Here is a 19,973-nt window from a genome sequence, read left to right as displayed (position 1 = left end):
CATCATGCGTCACTACATTGCATTCATCCTGGCGGCGGCCGCACTCAATGCGGCATGGGCGGCCGCACCGCAATTCAACCGGGTATTCGGTTCCCACATGGTCCTGCCCCACGGGAAAAACGTTCCGGTCTCCGGAACGGCGGAACCCAACAAGGAAATATCCGTTACCTTCGGCGGCGCCACGCTGAAAACGAAAGCGGACTCCAAAGGCAACTGGACCGTCACCCTGCCACCCATGCAGCCCAATGCTGCCGGACAAACGCTCACAGCCTCCCAGAACGGAAAGACCGCCACGCTGAAAGACGTACTGGTAGGGGAAGTCTGGCTGGCCTCCGGCCAGTCCAACATGCTCTTCCGCCTGGACCAGACCCCCACGGGCAGGCAGCAGGATATCGCCGCTTCAGCCGATCCGGAATTGCGCATCTTCAACAACGTTCCGCAGGCGCACACGGCGGGAAAAGCATACACGGACAAGGACTTTGACTCTCTCACAACGGACAGCTTCTACAAGGGGTCATGGGCGGTCAGTTCCCCGCAATCCTCCGCCCCCACCTCCGCCGTAGCCTACTACTTTGCCAAAAAGCTCCGCCAGGAACTGGGAATCCCGGTAGGCATCATCCATTCCTCCCTGGGCGGTTCCGAAATGGCCGCCTGGATTCCCCAATCCGTCATTAACTCCAACGGCAGTCTGCGCAGCCTGCGGGGCAACGACTGGCTGCAATCCCCTCTCGTCTCCGCCTGGGTGCGCGGCCGCGCCAGGCAGAACATTGCGCCAAGACTCAAGGACGGGAGCCCGAACCACCCCTTCAAACCCGCCTTCCTCTATGAATCCGGAATCTCCTGGATAACCGGGTTCCCCATCAGCGGCATCATCTGGTACCAGGGGGAATCCGATGCGGAAATCATTGACAACGAGCAAAACGCCATGCTTCTCGGTACGCTTATCTCTTCCTGGCGGAAGGCCTTTTCCAACCCGTCCCTGCCCTTCCTGATGGTTCAGCTCCCCCGCATCAACGACAAATCCGCCCTGCGGGCCGGATGGCCGGAATTCCGGGAAGTTCAGGACCGAATCGCAAACACTCTTCCCAAGGTATACAGCGTCAACACCATCGATCTGGGATCCGTCAACTCCGACGTGCATCCTCCTGACAAGCAGCCTGTGGGAGAACGTCTGGCGGACACGGCCCTGAACAAAATATACGGCAGGAAAACTCCCTGTGAAGGTCCGTCATTCAAGGCCGCCAAAGCTCAAGGCAACAAACTCCTGATCCAGATGGGCCACGCTGCGGGACTGACGACCAGGGACGGGCAGCCTCCGGCCCATTTTGAAATTGCCGGGGCGGACGGCGTTTACCACCCGGCGGAAGCAAAAATCATCTCCGCACGGGACAACGCCGTCATCCAGCTCACCTCCCCGGACGTGAAAAGCCCCAAGGAAGCGCGATACTGCTGGGCCCCCTTCGTCACGCCCAACCTGGTCAACGGAGCAGGACTGCCCGCCAGGGCATTCCGCACGAATTCCTCCGTGAAACCTGCCCAACGCTAACAAAATCAAACAAATGAAAAAGGCCATCATCGCATCCGTCCTGTCCGCTCTCTTCATCGGTAGTCTTCATGCGGCCCCCGTCAAGGTAGCCTGCGTAGGAGACAGCATCACGTTCGGCTCCGGGCTCAAGCCGGGAGATGCCCGCTACCCCCAGGTGCTCGCCACCCTGATGGGGCCGGACTATGACGTCAAGGGATTCGGCAACCCTGGAAAAACGGCGGGAAACTATCCGGGACAGGCAGGCCGCTGGTTCGGAAGCACCCCCCAGCACAAGCAGGCCCTGGACTTCAAGGCGGACATCTATATCAGCAACCTGGGCATCAACGACACGGGGCGCTGGTGGAATCCCGACCTGTTCGTCAAGGGCTACGACGACCTGTTCAAGGCATGGAAAACCGCCAGCCCGAAAGCCAGATTCTTTGCCTGGGGCATGCTGGGACCGGACTACCGCGGACCGCTCGGCAAAAAAGCCTTCCCCGGCAACTGCTATCCGGACGTACGCAAATACGCCTTATCGGACAACGGTTCCGCCGCCAATCGGCCGGAAGCGGAAAAACTGATTGCCTCCGTAGCACGCAGGCACAAAGCCGCACTCTTTGACGCCCTCACCCCCCTTTCCGACCATCCGGAATGGTATGTGGACGGCCTGCACCCTACGGCGGAAGGCGCCAGGCGCATTGCGGAAATCACCTTCGCCAAACTGGTGAAAAACATGAAAATCAAACAGCCGGCTCCCCAGCTGGAAACAGGCACGGATAGCCTTATTATCAACAACAAGGGAAACTCCGGCATCCTGCTGGACGGCTGGAGGCTCACGGACGGAACCGGAACGCTGGTCTTTGAAAACGCCACGGTTGTTCACCCCGGAGACAGGATCATCATCAGCATCGGAACGGAAACGCAAACGGACCCGACGAAGCCCCTGGCAATCAAATCCGCCAAATCCCCTTCCGCGTTCAAATTGCTGCCGCCAAGAAAATAACGCCTTTCATCCTCTTTTTCCAGGGCCGTTCTCACGAGGGAACGGCCCTTTTTCTTTACGGGATATTTGTCAGACAGCACTGGCCGTCAAAGGAAAGGACTCAATGGAAATTATATTGCGTTTTATTTGAGCATTTTTGCTTCCGGCGAGGTCATACAGTGCATGGAACAGAATAAATGCAAATCTTCCGCATGCTGCCTGCTGGGATCACTTGCCACAAATACCAGCATGGACTTCGGCGTTCTGCTGTTGCGCCTGGGCGTGGGCGCGATGATGCTGGTGCACGGCATCCCGAAGCTGAACATGCTCCTCAGCGGAAACTGGGCCATGTTTGAAGACCCGCTGGGTATCGGTTCCTTCCTTTCGCTGCTGCTCTGCGTAGGAGCGGAAGTGGGATGTTCCGTTCTTCTGTTTTTCGGTTTCCTGACGCGCCTGGCCTCCCTGATCCTCATCATCAACATGTGCGTGGCCCTGTTCCTTTACCTTGGCCTGTCCGGCTGGGGTGCCCAGGAACTGGCGGCCATCTACCTCCTGATTTACCTGACCCTCTTTTACACGGGGCCCGGCAAATTCTCCGTGGATGCATGGTGGCTCCGGCGGGACTGCAAAATAGAGGTGGAATAAGCGCCTCGTAAAAGACCCCGGCCCGCGACGCCTCATGGCAAAAATACTTCTTTTTTCACTCGCCGCGGCAGGGGCCTTCCTTTAGGATGTGGCCACACCCAGTCCATCCGTTCAATGTCCGGCAAGTTAACCTATAAGCAATCGGGGGTCGATACCAAGGAAGCGGCAGCTTTTGTATCCGACATCAGTTCTCACGTTAAAAGAACACAGAAAAAGCGCTCTCTGCACCAGGCTTTCGGTCTCTTTGCCGCCGCTTATGACCTGAGTTCCTATCAGGAACCCGTCATCGTCACCGGATGCGACGGCGTAGGCACCAAGACGGAAATCCTCTTTGAACTGGACATGGTGGAAACCGCCGGCAAGGACCTCGTGGCCATGAACGTCAACGACATCCTTACCACCGGAGGTGATCCCCTTCTCTTCCTGGACTATCTGGGCATCTCCAATCTGGAAACGGAACGCACGCGCATTACGCGCCTGGTGGCCGGCATGTGCGACTATCTGGAATCCTGCAACTGCATCCTCGCCGGCGGAGAAACGGCTGAAATGCCCGGGGTCGTTCCGGAATCCATCGTGGAGCTTTCCGGCTTCTGCATCGGGTGTTGTGAAAAAAGCAAGCTGATCGATCCTGCGACCGTACGCCCCGGAGACATCTTCATAGGCTACAAATCCGACAGCTTCCACGCCAACGGCTGGAGCCTCATCCGCCGCGTTCTGGAAGAAAACCCGGACGTCGTCAACGAAGAGGAACTCCGCTCCCTGCTGCAGCCCACCCGCCTGTACCACGACGTGGTGGAAGACATGCGCCGCTCCAACGTCATTCCCAAAGCATACGCCCACATCACCGGAGGCGGCCTCCCGGAAAACCTGGAACGCTTCCTGGGAGACTATGGCGCGGACCTGACCATTCCGTACTGGGACAATGAAGCGGCCCAGAAAATACTGAAGCACGTGGACGCCGGAGACCGCTTCAACACGTTCAACATGGGCATCGGCTGGGTGGCTATCGTCAAACCGGAAGACGTGGAGGCCGCGCTCAAGGCAGGCCCGGGCGGCGTAGTGATCGGCACACTCAGAGAAGGCCGCGGCATTCATGTAAAAGTAGAGGGCGAATAAAGAACATCATTTTACCGCGTCGGTTACACCACACTTGCAGGACAATCCTTTCATATCAATCCCATGAGCGATTTTCTTAAACACGAGTGCGGCGTAGCCGCCATTCGCCTGCTTAAGCCTCTCTCTTATTTTCAGGACAAATACGGCAGTACCCTCTGGGCATTCAACAAGCTGCTCATCCTGATGGAAAAGCAGCACAACCGCGGCCAGGACGGCGCGGGCATCGGCTGTGTGAAGCTCAATATGCCTTTGGGGCAACCCTACCTGTTCCGCACCAGGGACGCCAGCAAGGACGCCCTTACCACCATCTTCAACGGCCAGATCAAAAAGCTCAACAAGAAAATCCGCCGCGGCCAGGTCAACCTGAAAGATGCGGAAGACATCAAGAACAACTTCGACTACGGCGGTGAAATCCTGATGGGGCATCTGCGCTACGGCACCTCCGGCCTCTTTGACGAAGGCTCCTGCCATCCCTACCTGCGCCGCACCAACTGGCCCACGCGCACGCTGATGGTGCTGGGCAACTTCAACATGACCAACACGCCGGAACTCAACCAGCGCATGATTGAACGCGGCCAGCATCCCGTCTTCGGCACGGACACGCAGACCGTCCTGGAAGAAATCGGCTACCATCTGGACGAAGCCCATACGGACCTTTACCGTGCCCTGCGGGACAGCGGTATGCCCGGTCCGGAAATTCCCCACGCCATCTCCTCCCAGCTCAACATTCAGGAAATCATCCACAACTCCGCCCAGCGCTGGGACGGCGGCTACGCCATCATGGGGGCCATCGGCAACGGAGACTACTTCTGCCTGCGCGACCCCCACGGCATCCGCCCCTGCCACTACCTGATTACGGACGAATTCATCGCGGTGGCCTCCGAACGCGTCCCCCTGATGACCGTATTTGAAGTGGAAAGCGAACAGGTGTACGAGCTTCCCCCCGCCAACATGCTTTCCATCAAGGCGGACGGCACGCACGCCATCACGGAATTCACCACCCCGCTGAAACCCACTCCCTGCTCCTTTGAAAAAATCTACTTCTCCCGCGGCAACGACCCCATCGTCTACCGGGAACGCAAGGCTCTCGGCGCGGCCCTGACGCCTCAAATCGTGGACTCCCTGGAAGACCGTTTTGACAAATCCGCCATCACCTACATTCCCAACACGGCGGAAACCGCCTATTACGGACTCCTGGAAGGACTGAGGGTATACCGCCGCAAACGCGTCCATGCCCAGCTTCTGGAAGCCCTCCGGAACGGAACGCTGGATGAAAAAATGCTGGACAGCGCCATTCTGAAACGCTGGCCGCGCGGTGAAAAAATCGCGCACAAGGACATCAAGATGCGCACCTTCATCACGCAGGAAAAAAGCCGCGCCCAGCTCGTCTCCCACGTATATGATCTTACATACGGAGCCGTGGGGCCGGAAGACGTCCTCGTCGCCATTGACGACTCCATCGTCCGCGGCACCACGCTGAAAAAATCCATTCTGCGCATCCTGGGACGCACCAATCCCCGGAAAATCGTCGTCGCTTCCACCGCTCCGCAAATCCGGTATCCGGACTGCTATGGAATCGACATGTCCGAACTGGGCAACTTCATCGCCTTCCAGGCCGCAGTCTCCCTGATCAAGCAGCACGGGAAAGGCCGCCTGCTGGAAGAAGTCTTCCAGGCGTGCAAGGCGGAACTGGCCAAACCCAGGGAAGAACGCCGCAACTGCGTCAAAGCCATTTACAACGGCCTGACGGATGCGGAAATCTCACGGGAAATCACCCGCCTGGTCACTCCGCACGACGCACCGTGCCCGGTGGAAGTCATCTTCCAGACCATCGAAAACCTCCACGCCTCCATTGAAGGACCCTGCGGGGACTGGTATTTTACGGGCGACTATCCCACGCCGGGCGGCTACACCACAGTTAATGTGGCATACATGCGCTGGTTTGAGGGTAAAGGGGGCCGTGCATACGATTTGCCCTTGTAGGCCCCCCCGATTTTTAGGTAATCTACGCCTAATATGTCGGGCCCCATTGATTATACGACCCTGGAAGACACTGAACTGGTCGCCAGAGCTCGGGAAGGAGATTCCCGTGCTTTTGACGAGCTGGTGATCCGCCACAGCCGTAAGCTCCATGCCACGCTGTACCAAATGACGGACAACTACGACGATGCCTATGACATCGCCCAAGAAGCGTTTTCCAAAGCCTACAGGGCCTTGCGCTACTTCAACGGTCAAAGCGCATTTTACACATGGCTTCACTCCATTGCCGTCAACCATGCCAGGAACTTCCTGAAAAAGCGCAACCGCAGAATGACCTACAGCCTGGACGACGACGAATACGGCGACCATACGGAAAAGGACATGAACATGGCGGATGAAACGGACGGGGCGGATCCCGAACGCCGCACTCATTTAAACGAACTTCAGCTCAAGATCAACGAAGCGCTCAAAAAGCTCTCCACAAAACACCGTGAAGTTGTGGTTCTGCACGATGTCAAAGGGCTTAATCATACGGAGATTTCCGCCCTTCTCGGCATCTCGGAAGGAACGCTCAGATCCCGATTGCATTATGCCCACAAGGAACTCCAGGGATTGCTGGCGGAATATCTTAGCTAATGCATTAAAAAATATTGAACACTGTATCCTGCTGGCCTGTCAAACGCTTAGTCCTGGAATCAGGGCCAAACACCCTAACCCATATTATACACAAAATCAACGACGATGGATAAACAATCCACAGAACAAAAAGAGGAAACTCTGGTTGCCATGCTGGCGTCCTTCCGTAAGGAAGCCTGTTATCATGACAATTTTGAAGAAGATTTCCTCCGCAATTTTCATCTGAGAAAGGAAACCGATCAGGCTACTCAATCTACTTGGAAATTGTTGCTCGAACGCCTGGACAACTATCTGCAGAACTTTAGAGGTTGGCAGTGGATATACGCGTCCATGTCCATCGTGACATTGGCTGCCGTAGGCGTTATCATAGCGTCTGGGGACATGGAACCGGCGGACGCTTACGTATCTGCCCCCCGTATCCCTGACGGGAAACTTCAACCCGTTAGCGACGAAGAAGTAGAAATAACCTCAACTGACGGCGCGGCCGGAGCGACAACTACGCTCACCACGGATGCCCCGTCTAACGAAACATCGATCAAAGAAAATCAGCTACAGACTGATTCCAATACCGATGACAAACCGGTATCCCGAGTTCTCATTGAGATGTAAATGCTCATTATGAACTTGGTGGTTCCCATATTGGCAGGCATAGCCGTCGCAGGCATTATTCAGCAAGCGGCGGCCGTGCCTGCTCCTTTTAAGGTAACGGCTGTTCCTCAACAGGCAAACGGAGAATCATACACGACCCTGGCCGCCCGGATGGGCAAAGACTTTATTGCCGCCCTGATCCCTTACAGGGTTTTTAAAAACGGAGCCGTAACCTACCACCTGGGCGGCAAGGAAACACCGCCCCTCCAGGTATGGGCGCAGGAAAAGCTTACGGGACTGACGCTGTTCAAGGTAAATCCCGCGCTTCTCTCCGGCACCTCCCCTGCCATCGCCGCAAGTACTACCCTCAGACGGGGCGCCAGGCTTGCCTTCACCAACAGCGAAAATGAACCCACACTGGGCATTTACGTGGGCATGGAACACTCCATAGGGGACATCAGCTTTCCGTTGCGTCTCATCCGCGCTCAATTCCCCAAACTGGCTGCACCCCCGATCGGCCAGCCGTGCTATGATGCGGACAACCGTCTCGTCGGCATCGTTCTGGGCGTTTCCCGCAAGGGCACCTGCCATCTTCTCCCGGCCCAGGCCATCTCTTTCCTGGCAGAAAACCCCAAAGCCAAACGGGTGAGGCTGGGCTGCCTGCTGGACATCAACTCATCCACGCCCGTCGTGGAAGGAATCATCAACGGCGGCCCGCTGGCGCGCAGCGGCATCCAGACCGGAGACATTCTCATGAGCATCAACGACGTCCCCATTCGCAACTACGGGGACATGCTGGATGCCACCTACTACCTCACAGGAGAAAAGCCCCTGACCATCCAGGTCATCCGCGGGACCCAGATCGTGGAAAGCAAAGGCATTATCCCCACGCAGGATTCCCGCTGATGCGGACCCCGCACTCGGAGGAATGAAAGAAGCGCCCCTTCCCTCCTCAAAATCGGGACCTTGCCTTGTTTCAGGCTTGAACTTGACTGCCGCCCCACTTAAAAAGGGGCGTGCTTCAAATCGTCTTCAATAAAATCAGTGCTGCGGAAATATCCCGCATTCCTACGCTGGAACAACTGGACCTGCTGGGAGAATTCCAGGTTTCCGAATCCATGCTTCAAACGTTGGATGACGCCCGCTTCGGCAAAATGGAAAAAGACGGCAAAACTCTTTACCGCTACGTGGCCAAGGACTACCGCATCTACTTTGAAGTCATTGACGGCAAGGTAGTCGTTCACCGCGTGCTGCATGCCAACAGCCTGAACGACTTTTTATTCCGCACGAACATCTCTCCCACGGCGGGGGAAGATGAAATCCTCAGCCAGTCCAAGCACTTCTGGAAGCTGATTGACGAAGGCAAAAACTCCTCCAAAGCCTGAACTCCCCTTTCCATGGCCTGCATCATCCTAGGCGTCACCGGCTCCATTGCCGCGTACAAGGCGGCGGACATCGCTTCCGCCCTCGTCAAGCACGGACATGACGTGCACTGCGTCTGCACGGCCAAGGCCTTGGAATTCGTCACGCCCCTCACTCTCCACACCATCTCCCGCAACCCCGTTTTCTCCTCCTTTGACGATGAAAAAGGGGAATGGGTTCCCCCCCATATCCAGCTGGCTCAAAACGCCGACCTCCTGGTTGTGGCGCCCGCCACGGCAAACACCATGGCAAACTTTGCCCACGGCATGGCGCCGGACATGCTCAGTTCCCTCTACCTGGCCTGCAAGGCCCCCGTGTTAATTTGCCCCGCCATGAACGTCCACATGTGGGAGCATCCCGCCACCCGGAAAAACGCGGAAATCCTGAAACAGCGGAAACGTCACCACATCTTCGGCCCTGCCGAGGCCGGCATCCTTGCGTGCGGAGCGGCCGGAGCCGGCAAGCTGATGCCCGTGGAACTGATTGTGGAAAAAACGCTTTCCCTTCTGCAGTAAAGGCTGTGTAAAAATCACCCCATGCCTTTTTATTGGTTTGCCCCCGGAGGGATAAATCTTTTATCATCCCCACTATGAAGCTGCTCACGCTTTTCCTTGGAACCCTGTTGCTTTGTTCCTGCGGGTCTGACAAATATCCCGTCAGTTTCCATATGCAGACAGGCGCCTCCGACAGTCAGAAATTCTCCTTCCGGAATGAAGATGACGGTTACTACTACTCCAAAGTACCCTTCATCTCCCAGAATGACATTGACTCCTACTACTCCTTCCGGGCGGCGGACAATACTTACGGAGCCGTATTCAACATTAAAAAAGGCCTGCACAGCAGGGTGGAAGGGGTAACCGCATTAAATCTCGGCAAACAGATACTGCCCATCGTCAACGGCCACCGCATGCAGCCCATGCGTCTCTACAACAACCCCATCAAGGGAGGCAAACTGGCCGTTCTGGGGGGCTTCTCCCCGGCGGACCTTGCCGCCATGGCGGAATTCATCCCTCCGGCGGACCCTAAAAGGGAAGAAGCCATTAACAAGCTCGCTCCCGTCACCAAGCCTCTGCTTCCTGCAATAGACCCCACCAAGGAAAAGAAAGAAGCCAAGGACCCTGAAGACCACAAAGACCGCACCGTGATCAGCACCCGCCGCGGACGGATCTGATCCCGCACGTTTTATGAACATGCACAGCAAGTTCCTCCTGTTCCTGTCCGGATGCTTCCTGTTCCTGTGGAGCGCCTCTTATCTGGCGGCGGACATTGCCGTGCGCTTCCCCACCTCAAACACGGCCCTTCTGAACGACCGTCCGCAGGACTTTTACATGTACGTGGACCGGAACTTCGAGGGGCAGAAATCCCAGCCCTGGCAGGCCGGTGCCTACGGCTTTACCCGCACCCTGGTCAGAACCCAGGCAGGCCCGGTAGCCACCAAATTTCATGAAGGCATTGACATCAAGCCCCTCAAAAGGGATGCCGCAGGCGTCCCCCTGGACGATGTCCACCCGGTGGCTGGCGGCATCGTGGTCCATGCTTCCGCAAACCCTGCGCACAGCAACTACGGCCGCTACGTCGTCATTGAACACTGGCTGAAAGACGGACCGCTCTATAGCCTTTACGCCCACCTCGCCTCCGTCAACTGCCGGGAGGGGGACCAGGTAGGCACCGGAAACGTCATCGGACGCCTGGGCTATTCCGGCGCAGGGCTGAACAAAACACGGGCCCACCTGCATCTGGAGCTCTGTCTCAAGCTCCAGGACAACTTTCAACCCTGGTATGACAGCCTGAAAATGGGCACGCCCAACCGCCACGGCAATTACAACGGCCTGAACCTGGCGGGCTTTGATGCGGCGCCTGTCCTCATCCACTGCAAGGACGGGGAGGAATTCTCCCTGTCCCGCCATATCTCTTCCCTCCCGGTGCAATACGTAGTGCGCGTTCCCTCCACCGGAAAAATACCCAGCCTGGTCAAAAACTATCCCTTCCTGCTGAAACCGGGTCCGTCACAGCCCAAATCCTGGGAAATCAGTTTCACCGGACCCGGAGTTCCCACCTCCGTCACTCCTTCTGCGGAACCCTGCAGTGAACCTGCCGTCATCCGGGCTGTTCCCCATCCCTTCTCCCAACTGTACAGAACCTGCAACCGCGTTTCCGGTTCCAGCAAGGAACCCAGGCTGACGGCTTCCGGAAAACGCTACATCCGGCTCATTTTCATGGGAACGGAACCATAAGCCCTTTATTGATCATGCAAATACCCTCCACCAGGCACCACACCATCCCCGCCGCCATGGCGGCATGCGCCGCGTTCCTGCTGTCCCTGGGGGGCCTCTCCTCTGCGGCGTCAGGCAACACTCCTCCCCCCGCTTCCGCCCTGTCGCAGGACGAACAAGCGCTATTGAAAAACAAAAAATACCAGCAGGGCCTGAAGGACCTGGCTGCACACCTCCCGCTGGAAGCCAGCAAAAACTTTCAGGAAAGCCTGAAAACGAAAAACCTCTCGGAATCTCAAAAGGCCATCATCAGGCCGTTCCTTGCGGAAGCCCTGATCCGCGCCCACAAGACGGATGAAGGCCTCTCCCTGTGGGAACAACTGCCGGACTCCGTTCTGAAATCCTATTGGACGGCCATGGGCCTGTTCAACAAGGGATACTTCACCAGGGCTCTGGAAAAACTCTCCTCCATCCCGGACTCCGATCCCCTCTCCGTTTACGCCTTCCAGTTGAAAGCCCAGCTGGCCCGGCAGCTCGGAGACCAGCAGCTTCTCGTGGAATCCCTGATCAGGCTGGGCCGCACGGACTCTCCCTCCGTTTCACACACCGCCAACATCCTGCTGGCGGACACCCTGGCCGGCATGCAGAACTATACGGAGGCGCAAGCCATCCTCGAACAGGTAAAAAACAGTCTGTCCGGCACGGAAAAGCCGCCCATCCTGCTTCCCTATGCAGAACTGGTGGACGGAAAAATATCGGTCATCCAGGGCAATGTAGATCAGGCCATTAAAACATTTGCTTCCATTGCGGACAACACCTCCTACCCTGCAAAAATCCGTGATCTGGCACGGGTGGCACTGGCGGAAGGGGAAATTCTCCGGGAAAAACGCAATCCGGGGCAGGCGGAGGAAGAAGCGCGCGCGCAGCAGCCGGAAGAGGAAAACATCCACACCGCCGGAACGGGAGAAGACCGGCTCATCACCTTCATCGGCGGAAAGGCGGACTCCCCTCTGCTGATGGACGCCTTCAACATCCTTCTGAGAGAAAACACCTTCCGTACCGACCCTCAGGCACTGGAAAAACTCACAGGCTGGGTGAACTCCAAAGACGCCACACGGCAGCCTGCGGCCATGTACGCCATGGGCAGCCTTCTTCTGGAAAAGGGAGACCTGGCGGGAGCCATCAAGCTTGCCGGAGACGGCCTTGCCAAATATCCGCAGAACGTTCCCGTCCAGACTCTCTGTCTGAACATCATCACGGCCCTCCTTGAAAAAGGACGCACGGAAGATGCGGAACGCCTCATATCCAAATACCCGGGCACATCTGCCGGCATCATCTTCCAGCAGGGCGCCCTGGCCTTCCAAAAGGGGGATTACCCCCTGGCTCAAAAACTATTCCGTGAAGCGTCCCGGCGCGGCACGGAAAAAACGGCGGAAACCGCGCTCTTCAATGAAAACCTGTCTGCCCTGCATGCCAACGACGCGAAAGGCGCGGCCGCCTTGGTCCGGGAAGCCGCAGGCTCTGCAAAGCTGCGGGAACACATCCTCTTTGAACAGGCTCACTATGCGGCCAAAAGAATGAACCCGGAAGCCACGGAACTTCTGGCTGGCTTCGTGGCCGTGGCGGAAGACCCCGCTCTGAAAACCCAGGCGCGCCTGGACCAGGCGGAAGTGGCTCTGAATCTCAATCCTCCGGACATCCAGACTGTGCAATCCACCCTCCCGCTGCTGGAAAAAGAACAGCTCACCCCGGACCAGGCCATGCAGCTCGGCCGCTTGAAAATCCTGCTGGCGGAAAACCTCCAGGAATGGACGGAGGCCATCCAGGCATGCCGGCAAACCATTGTTCTGGACAAGGATGGAAAGCAAGCCGATGCCCTGTACCTCAAACTTGGAGAACTCCTGTACAAAAACGGCGACTTCCATGAAGCCCAGCTGGTGCTCCAGCCCTTCCCCTCCAAATACCCGGACAGCCCCCTGAAAGCGGCGGCCCTCTTCCTGGCAGGAAAGGCGGCACAGCAAAGCAACACCGTCAACACGCTGGAAGCGGCCCTCACCATCTTCCAGACTCTGGGGGCGGGAACAACGCAATTTGCCCAAGCCGCCAAAATAGAAGAAGCCTCCGTCCTGCTGCGCATGGGAAAAGCGGACCAGTGCATCGCCGTACTTGACGAACTGCTTTCCAAGCCACTGCCGCGCTACATGCGGCTGCTGGCCCTCTCCATCCAGGCGGATGCGTGGGTAACCAAGGAAGACACCCACTCAGACACCCTCCGCAAAGCCATCAACCTATGCACGGAAATCCTGAACACTCCCAATCTGGGACTGGCATGGAAATTCAAAACCCTTACCCAGCGGGCCCAATTCTACGAAAGGCTGAACGACCAGGAAAAAGCCCTGGATGACTATGCTTCCGTTCTGGTCCATACGCCCAGCGGCAGTTCCGCCAACAAGCGCCGGGACTGGCACTGGTTCTACAACGCGGGATTTGCCTCCATCCGCCTCATGGGACAGGCACAAAACTGGGACGGCGCCCTGGCCCTGGCCAGAAAGCTGGCGCAAACCTCCGGCCCCAGAGCCAGGGAAGCGGCAGCCTATGCGCGCCGCATCCAGCTGGAGCACTTCATCTGGCAGGAAGACCCGGCTGAAACGGAACAGCCGCCGGAAATGCAGGCCGCCCCGGAACAAGCCCCCCAGTAAGCAGTTTTGCCCGGTCATGGACACTCCTTCACCAGCCAGAGCATGGAGAATCAACGCGGCAGCCATCATCATGGATGCCGACGGATACATCCTGCTGGGCAAAGACCACGGCCGCAATCCCTACTGGCATTTTCCCCAGGGGGGCGTCATCAAAAATGAAAGCATTGAACGTGCCCTGGCGCGGGAAGTCTGGGAGGAAGTGGGGCTGCGCCCCTCGGACTACAACATTGTGGCGCGCCTCCCCGGGCTGCGGTACAAATACCCTGCCAACCACCGTAAAATCACCCGCTGGGTTGGGCAGGAACAAACCTACTTCCTGGTGCGCTGCAAAACGAGCCGCCCCAAAACGGACCTGCACCGCAGCCCGGAATTCGCAAAAACAAAATGGGTGCTTCTCCAGGACATCAAGCTGGAAATGTTCCCCAAATTCAAAAGAAAAGTCATTAAGGACGCCCTCACTCAATTCTTCGGAAAGCCCCCAGCCGCCAACCGCCCCTCTGCGGAAAAGCGCGTCGTACGGGCCGCTCACTCTTCAACACTAACTTCTTATACGATGAACCGTTACCTGGTGCCTCCGGGCAAAAAACTGCGTTTAAAGGACTACCCCACGGATGACAAATCCCTCTTCTCCGGAACCAAGGAAGAATCCCTGGTCGAATTCGACAAGCTGAGGGAAGAACTGCAGGAACTGCAGAAAAAACTCTTTGCCCAGCACAAGCACAAAATACTCGTCATTCTCCAGGCCATGGACGCCGGCGGCAAGGACGGCTGCGTCAAGCACGTCTTCTCCCGCGTGGACCCGCAGGGGCTCCATGTCGTGCCCTTTAAAAAACCCACTCCGGAGGAACTGGACCATGACTTCCTCTGGCGCGTGCACAAGGAAGTTCCGACCAAAGGCCAGATTGCCATCTTCAACCGCTCCCATTATGAAGACATCATCGCCGTGCGTGTAAAAAAAATCTTCCCGGACCCCGTCTGGAAGCGCCGCTACAAGCACGTGCTGGACTTTGAGTCCATGCTCGCGGAAGAAGGCACTACCATTATCAAACTCTTCCTGAATATCTCCAAAGAGGAACAGAAAAAGCGTCTGGAATCACGGCTTCAGGATCCGGACAAGCTTTGGAAATTCTGCATGGATGACCTTGATGACCGCAACCGCTGGGATGAATTCCAAACCGCCTACCAGGACCTCATTGAAAAAACATCCACTCCGGAAGCCCCCTGGTACATTATCCCCGGGGACCGGAAATGGTACAGAAACCTTGTCGTTGCACGCCTGATCGTGGAAAAGCTCCGGCATCTCCAGCTTGCCTTTCCCACCCCCAACTTCGATCCGGCCTCCATTTCCATACCCGATTAACAAATCTCTGTCATAATAATAACTAATTTGTGCATTGAGTAAATATTTTTGTACATTTATCGTTATCACGCTGTCTCAGTATTACAAAATCGGCATTATTCACAGTAACAGTCAAAAGTTAATGTTTCTAACGCTTGACTGAGACCGTGAAAAATTGTTAGAAAACAACTTAACACGTAGAACGTGTAAACATTCTATATAGAAAAACAGAACCCAATGTACTTAGCATCCCAACGTAAAGAGTTTATTCTGAAAACCCTGGCCGAGCATGGAGCCGCAAGGACAATTGCCCTGGCCAAGCAGATGAAGGTCACGGATGAAACGGTCCGTAACGATTTAATTAACCTTGAAAAAAGGGGATTCCTCAAGCGCGTTCACGGCGGCGCACTGGCGCTCACTCACAAATCCCTTCATGAAGACATTGTCACTCAGGACCATGTCTCCATCCAGATTGCCAAAAAAACCGTTCAGAACATCCCGACCTCCGTCGTCATGTTCATTGACAGTAGCACCATGGGTTACCAGATCTGCAACCATGTCAACTCCAGAGACACGCATATTGTCTCCAACAACCCCACCCTTCTGACCAGGCTGGAAGGCATCCCGAGCCTCAGCTTCTACTGCACGGGCGGCCGTTTCGACCGTGAAGCCCAGGTTTACGTGGGCCAGGACGCGGCCCATGCGGCCGGATCCCTGAACATTGAACTCGTGGTACTCACCCCGGACTGCTACTCCCCCAAGCATGGCGCCGGGTACAAAAACATGCTTCAATCCGAATTCATCAGAAGCGTCATCCCCCAGGATGCCAAGGTAATCATCGCCATGCCTTCCACAAGCATCGCAAACAGCCCGGCATTCTACACGGTCGCTCCCAACCTGGTGAGCATGCTCATCACGGACGAAGCCATTGCTCCGGAAATGGTGGAAGAAATTGAAAAGAGCGGCGTCAAGGTGGAAATCGCCTAACACGGCTGCCGGCATCCTAAAAATCAACTCGGGCGGAGGTTCTTCAAGAGCCTCCGCCCTTTCTTATGACGGGCGGGGCCTCTTCCACTCCAGACGGTACTCCCGGCTGCCGGTAAGTTCATCCTCCCGGGAGCCGATCTCTTCAAACCCGCTGCGCTTGTAAAACTGCCATGCACGCGGATTCTCCTCATAAACGCCTACGGTCAGCACCCCCTTGCTGTGATCCTTGACCCAATTCAGCAATGCCGTCCCTATACCCTCGCACTGGCGTTCCGGATCCACAAACAGGGCGGCCAGCTCCCCCTCTCCCACCAGGCAGGCAAACCCCATCACGCGGTCACCGTCACGGCATATCCAGGTCCGCGCCTTCGGCAAATACACCTGCCTCATATCTTCCACCAGACCGCACCAGAAACCCACCCCGGCAAACGCATGGGCCTGTTCGGACGCCTTCAGCCAAATATTCAGGACCGCCTCCTCATCCTTGCTCTGATAATGTTCTATATTCATAGGCATCTACTGGAAAACTGCTGTTTCCCATAGTCTGTAAACCCTAGCACGAACCGTGCACGGCGGCAAGAAAGAAAGAAAAGCGCACAATCCGCCCAAAGCGCCGCTCCCTGTTCCTTTACGGCCAATCCGCCGCCATAAAAGCCCATCAGGCTGTCTCTCCCGCTCACGGCCTGTAAACAAACACGGGACCGGTGCGGGAAGACTGGACGCGGCGCACCTTCCCGACAGCCTCCGTCACCAGCCGCACGGCCTCCCGCACCTCTTCCTCCGTGGTGGTAAAAGACAGGGAAAAACGCAGGGAGGAACGCACCTCCCCGTCGGACAGCCCCATGGCCGCCAGCACATGGGACGGCATGGGCTGCACGGTATGGCAGGCGGACCCGGCGGAACACAGCAGCCCGGCAGGTTCCAGCAAAAGCATCAGGGCCTCGGCCGTGCATCCGGAAAAAGCCAGATTGGACGTATTCGGAATCCTCTCCGCGGCACCGGAATGCACCGTCACTCCGTCCACGGCCTGCGCTAGGGAAAACTCAAAACTGTCCCGCAGACGCCTCACGCGCCCCGCTTCCTCCACATGCCGGAGGGCCACGCGGGCCGCAGCCCCAAAACCGATGATTCCCGGCACATTCTCCGTGCCGGACCTCAGCCCGTACTCCTGGCCGCCACCGAACAAGGCAGGCTCCAGAGGAACGCCGGAGCGCCTGTACAGACATCCTATACCCTTCGGACCATGCAATTTATGGGCGGAAACGGACGCATAATCCACATCCATCCCATGCAGGCACACGGGAATCTTTCCGGCACACTGCACCGCATCCAGATGCACGGGCAAACCATGCCGCCGGGCGCCGGCGCACAAAGCCGCCGCATCCTGAAGCACGCCCGTCTCGTTATTAGCCCAGGCAAAGGAAACGCCGCCCGCCTCCCCAGCACACAGGGCTTCCCATTCTTCCGGTACGGCCCTTCCTTCACTGTCCACGGAACACATGCGCCCGTTCCCCAGGGCAACGGATGTTTTCAGGGAAGCATCGTGATCCGTGGACAGTACGGTCACGCCCTTTCCTTCACGGGCCATCTGCCGGAAGGCGGCATTCGTGGCCTCCGTTCCTCCGGAAGTAAACACGATTTCCTCCGGAGACGCTCCCAGCAGGGCCGCCACTCCGGCGCGGGCTTCCTCCACCGCCTCCCGTACGCGCCTGGCTTCTGCATACCCCGCGGAAGGGTTGAAAAACCGTTCTTTCAGGAACGGTTCCATGGCGGCGTAAACTTCCGGAAGAAGGGGGGTGGTGGCGTTATTGTCCCAATAAATCACGCCTTCATAACTCGCCCAATCCCGGACAGGAGTCAAGCCGGAACATAATGCCCGGCTGAACAAGATCACTCTTCACTTTTCCCTACGATTCCGCATAATGCCGTCCATGCGTTTCCTCATCACGGCCGGTCCTACCAAAGAGGCCATTGACCCCGTAAGATACATCACCAACCGTTCTTCCGGCAAAATGGGATACAGTCTGGCGGAGGCGGCGGCCCACGACGGCCACCGCGTCCTGCTCATCTCCGGCCCCACTTCCCTGGACGTTCCGCACGGCGTTGACTTCCTTCCCGTGGAAACCGCCCAAGAAATGTATGACGCCGTACAGAACCAAGCACCCTATGCGGACATAGCCATCCTCAGCGCCGCCGTTGCGGACTACAGGCCGGTTTCCGTACCGGACCGCAAGATCAAAAAAACAGGGGAGCGCATGATTCTGGAGCTGGAGCGCACCAAAGACATTCTGGGCTCCATGCGCATGGAATTCGGCTTCCGCGGCATTCTGGTCGGCTTTGCGGCGGAAACCCACGACGTGGAATCCTATGCGCGCGGCAAGCTGGAGCGCAAGCAATGCGATATGATCGTGGCCAATGACGTTTCCCGCCGGGACATCGGCTTCGACGCGTCGGAAAACGAAGTGCTGCTCATCTACCCGGACCGGACGGACCTGCTGGAAAAAGCCGCCAAAACGCACATCGCCCACCAGATCGTGGAACGCGCGTGCCGCCTTGTACGCGGGAAAGGCCTGTCATCCTGACCGGCATACCTTTTCCGGGCTTGAACCCGGCCGGAATTAAGCCATCATAAACGATCAGCCGCAGCGTACCGCTTCTCTCAAACAACCCTCTGCTCCATCATGCCCGTTACTCTTCAGGACCTAGGCTGGAACGACCACTTTCAAGACGCCTTTGACGCCATTGCCAAACCCGGCTGGATTCCGGGGCGCCTGATCCGGGAAACGAAAATCAACTTCACCGCCCTGCTGGACGGAGGAGAGGACATGGACGTGGTCGTGAGCGGAAAACTCTGGCATGACGCCGCCACGGATGCGGAACTTCCCGCCGTCGGAGACTGGGTGGCGATTGATCCCGGAGAAGCGGAGGATGAAGCCGTCATACGCGTCATTCTTCCCCGCCGGACCTGTTTTTCCCGCAAGGCGCCGGGAAAAAGCAGTGCGGAACAGGTGCTGGGCGCCAATGTGGATATCGTGGCCGTCGTCACGGAACCGGGAACTGACTTCAACCCCAGACGCATGGAGCGCTACTTCACGCTCATCCGGCGCAGCGGGGCCATGCCCCTCATCCTGCTCAACAAAGTGGACCTCTTCTCCAGGAAAGAAGTGGAGGAAGCCACGCACATCCTCCGGGAACTCTGCCCGGAATGCGGCATTATCTGCATCAGCGCCCTCCGCAACAAGGGCATCAAGGACTTCCGCAAATGTCTGGAACGGGGAAAAACAATCTCCATCGTAGGTTCCTCGGGCGTGGGAAAATCCACGCTGGTCAACACCCTGCTGGGGGACGAATGGCTCTGGACGGGGGAAGTGAATGAAGTCACCGGCAAAGGACGCCATACCACGGTGGCGCGGGAACTGGTACTTCTCAAGCATGGCGGCCTGCTGATCGACAATCCGGGCATCAGGGAAATCCAGATGTGGACGGACGAACACACGCTCCGGGAAAGTTTTGCGGACCTCACGGAACTGGCCCATGAATGCAGGTTTGCGGACTGTAGCCACGGCAAGGACGCCGGATGCGCCATCAGAAAAGCCGTGGAAGAGGGGCGCCTGGACAAGGAACGCTACCTGAACTTCCTGAATCTGGAAAACGAAATTTCCCAGCTTGCCAAGCGCCAGAAAAAACGGCAGATGAACGTGGAAAGGGCCGGAAAAAGGGATAGGAAAGTCCAGGCCCGCAACTACGAAGACCGCGTGGAGCTGGAACGCCGCCACAGACCCAACCACCGGGCTCATGACTGATTCTCCGTCAAATTGACTTGCCAGGCCGCGGGTGTTCG

General features: G+C 57.3%; 19 protein-coding genes. 17 read left to right on the top strand and 2 right to left on the bottom strand.

Annotated features, from left to right (window positions below; all coding sequences use genetic code 11):
* The first annotated feature begins 4 nt into the window (after positions 1 to 4).
* The 15 genes from OQH67_RS07125 (at position 5) to OQH67_RS07055 (ending at position 16,132) form a co-directional block, all read left to right on the top strand.
* The gene (locus OQH67_RS07125; RefSeq protein ID WP_215436775.1) at positions 5 to 1,546 is read left to right on the top strand and encodes a sialate O-acetylesterase; all 1,542 of its coding nucleotides are present in this window, start codon (positions 5 to 7) and stop codon (positions 1,544 to 1,546) included.
* Positions 1,547 to 1,559: 13 nt separating this feature from the next.
* Positions 1,560 to 2,528, top strand: a complete 969-nt coding sequence (locus tag OQH67_RS07120) for a GDSL-type esterase/lipase family protein (protein ID WP_215436772.1) — start codon at positions 1,560 to 1,562, stop codon at positions 2,526 to 2,528.
* 162 nt (positions 2,529 to 2,690) lie between these two features.
* Positions 2,691 to 3,152: a DoxX family protein gene (locus tag OQH67_RS07115; RefSeq protein ID WP_082770178.1), complete on the top strand. Its 462-nt coding sequence runs from the start codon at positions 2,691 to 2,693 to the stop codon at positions 3,150 to 3,152.
* A 114-nt stretch (positions 3,153 to 3,266) separates the two neighbouring features.
* Positions 3,267 to 4,268 (top strand): phosphoribosylformylglycinamidine cyclo-ligase, encoded by a 1,002-nt coding sequence (purM, locus tag OQH67_RS07110; protein ID WP_215436769.1) that lies wholly within the window; start codon positions 3,267 to 3,269, stop codon positions 4,266 to 4,268.
* 63 nt (positions 4,269 to 4,331) lie between these two features.
* Entirely contained in the window at positions 4,332 to 6,251 is a 1,920-nt protein-coding gene (locus OQH67_RS07105; RefSeq protein ID WP_215436766.1) for an amidophosphoribosyltransferase, read from the top strand.
* A gap of 33 nt (positions 6,252 to 6,284) precedes the next feature.
* A complete protein-coding gene (locus OQH67_RS07100) occupies positions 6,285 to 6,884 on the top strand; it encodes an RNA polymerase sigma factor (protein ID WP_067574002.1) in 600 nt (199 codons plus the stop codon).
* A 105-nt stretch (positions 6,885 to 6,989) separates the two neighbouring features.
* Positions 6,990 to 7,493 (top strand): hypothetical protein, encoded by a 504-nt coding sequence (locus OQH67_RS07095; protein WP_067574004.1) that lies wholly within the window; start codon positions 6,990 to 6,992, stop codon positions 7,491 to 7,493.
* Positions 7,494 to 7,568: 75 nt separating this feature from the next.
* Positions 7,569 to 8,378 (top strand): PDZ domain-containing protein, encoded by an 810-nt coding sequence (locus OQH67_RS07090; RefSeq protein WP_215436763.1) that lies wholly within the window; start codon positions 7,569 to 7,571, stop codon positions 8,376 to 8,378.
* Positions 8,379 to 8,488: 110 nt separating this feature from the next.
* Positions 8,489 to 8,857 carry a hypothetical protein gene (locus OQH67_RS07085; RefSeq protein WP_067574009.1) on the top strand — a complete coding sequence of 123 codons (369 nt, stop codon included), beginning with the start codon at positions 8,489 to 8,491 and terminating at the stop codon, positions 8,855 to 8,857.
* A 12-nt stretch (positions 8,858 to 8,869) separates the two neighbouring features.
* On the top strand, positions 8,870 to 9,409 hold the full coding sequence (locus tag OQH67_RS07080) for a flavoprotein (protein WP_215436760.1): 540 nt from the start codon (positions 8,870 to 8,872) through the stop codon (positions 9,407 to 9,409).
* A gap of 152 nt (positions 9,410 to 9,561) precedes the next feature.
* Positions 9,562 to 10,065 carry a hypothetical protein gene (locus tag OQH67_RS07075; protein WP_215436757.1) on the top strand — a complete coding sequence of 168 codons (504 nt, stop codon included), beginning with the start codon at positions 9,562 to 9,564 and terminating at the stop codon, positions 10,063 to 10,065.
* Between the two features lie 19 nt (positions 10,066 to 10,084).
* The gene (locus tag OQH67_RS07070) at positions 10,085 to 11,128 is read left to right on the top strand and encodes a M23 family metallopeptidase (RefSeq protein WP_215436754.1); all 1,044 of its coding nucleotides are present in this window, start codon (positions 10,085 to 10,087) and stop codon (positions 11,126 to 11,128) included.
* A 14-nt stretch (positions 11,129 to 11,142) separates the two neighbouring features.
* Positions 11,143 to 13,806: a tetratricopeptide repeat protein gene (locus OQH67_RS07065; RefSeq protein WP_215436751.1), complete on the top strand. Its 2,664-nt coding sequence runs from the start codon at positions 11,143 to 11,145 to the stop codon at positions 13,804 to 13,806.
* Positions 13,807 to 13,822: 16 nt separating this feature from the next.
* Entirely contained in the window at positions 13,823 to 15,166 is a 1,344-nt protein-coding gene (locus OQH67_RS07060; protein WP_215436748.1) for a PPK2 family polyphosphate kinase, read from the top strand.
* A 216-nt stretch (positions 15,167 to 15,382) separates the two neighbouring features.
* A complete protein-coding gene (locus OQH67_RS07055) occupies positions 15,383 to 16,132 on the top strand; it encodes a DeoR/GlpR family DNA-binding transcription regulator (RefSeq protein WP_067574016.1) in 750 nt (249 codons plus the stop codon).
* 63 nt (positions 16,133 to 16,195) lie between these two features.
* Here OQH67_RS07055 and OQH67_RS07050 read toward each other — a convergent pair whose 3' ends face one another.
* Complete coding sequence (locus tag OQH67_RS07050; RefSeq protein ID WP_215436744.1) at positions 16,196 to 16,642, bottom strand: GNAT family N-acetyltransferase; 447 nt, start codon at positions 16,640 to 16,642, stop codon at positions 16,196 to 16,198.
* Between the two features lie 166 nt (positions 16,643 to 16,808).
* Positions 16,809 to 17,957, bottom strand: a complete 1,149-nt coding sequence (locus tag OQH67_RS07045) for a cysteine desulfurase family protein (RefSeq protein ID WP_215436742.1) — start codon at positions 17,955 to 17,957, stop codon at positions 16,809 to 16,811.
* A gap of 106 nt (positions 17,958 to 18,063) precedes the next feature.
* Between OQH67_RS07045 and OQH67_RS07040 the strand changes: the two genes are divergently transcribed.
* Positions 18,064 to 18,714, top strand: coding sequence for a phosphopantothenoylcysteine decarboxylase domain-containing protein (locus tag OQH67_RS07040; protein ID WP_251828241.1), 651 nt, complete (start codon positions 18,064 to 18,066; stop codon positions 18,712 to 18,714).
* 99 nt (positions 18,715 to 18,813) lie between these two features.
* The gene (gene rsgA, locus OQH67_RS07035; RefSeq protein ID WP_215436738.1) at positions 18,814 to 19,935 is read left to right on the top strand and encodes a ribosome small subunit-dependent GTPase A; all 1,122 of its coding nucleotides are present in this window, start codon (positions 18,814 to 18,816) and stop codon (positions 19,933 to 19,935) included.
* The last annotated feature ends 38 nt before the right edge of the window (positions 19,936 to 19,973 follow it).

Origin of the sequence: Akkermansia biwaensis, assembly GCF_026072915.1 — a bacterium.
GTDB classification, from domain to species: domain Bacteria; phylum Verrucomicrobiota; class Verrucomicrobiia; order Verrucomicrobiales; family Akkermansiaceae; genus Akkermansia; species Akkermansia biwaensis.
This window is presented reverse-complemented; position numbering and strand designations above follow the sequence as displayed.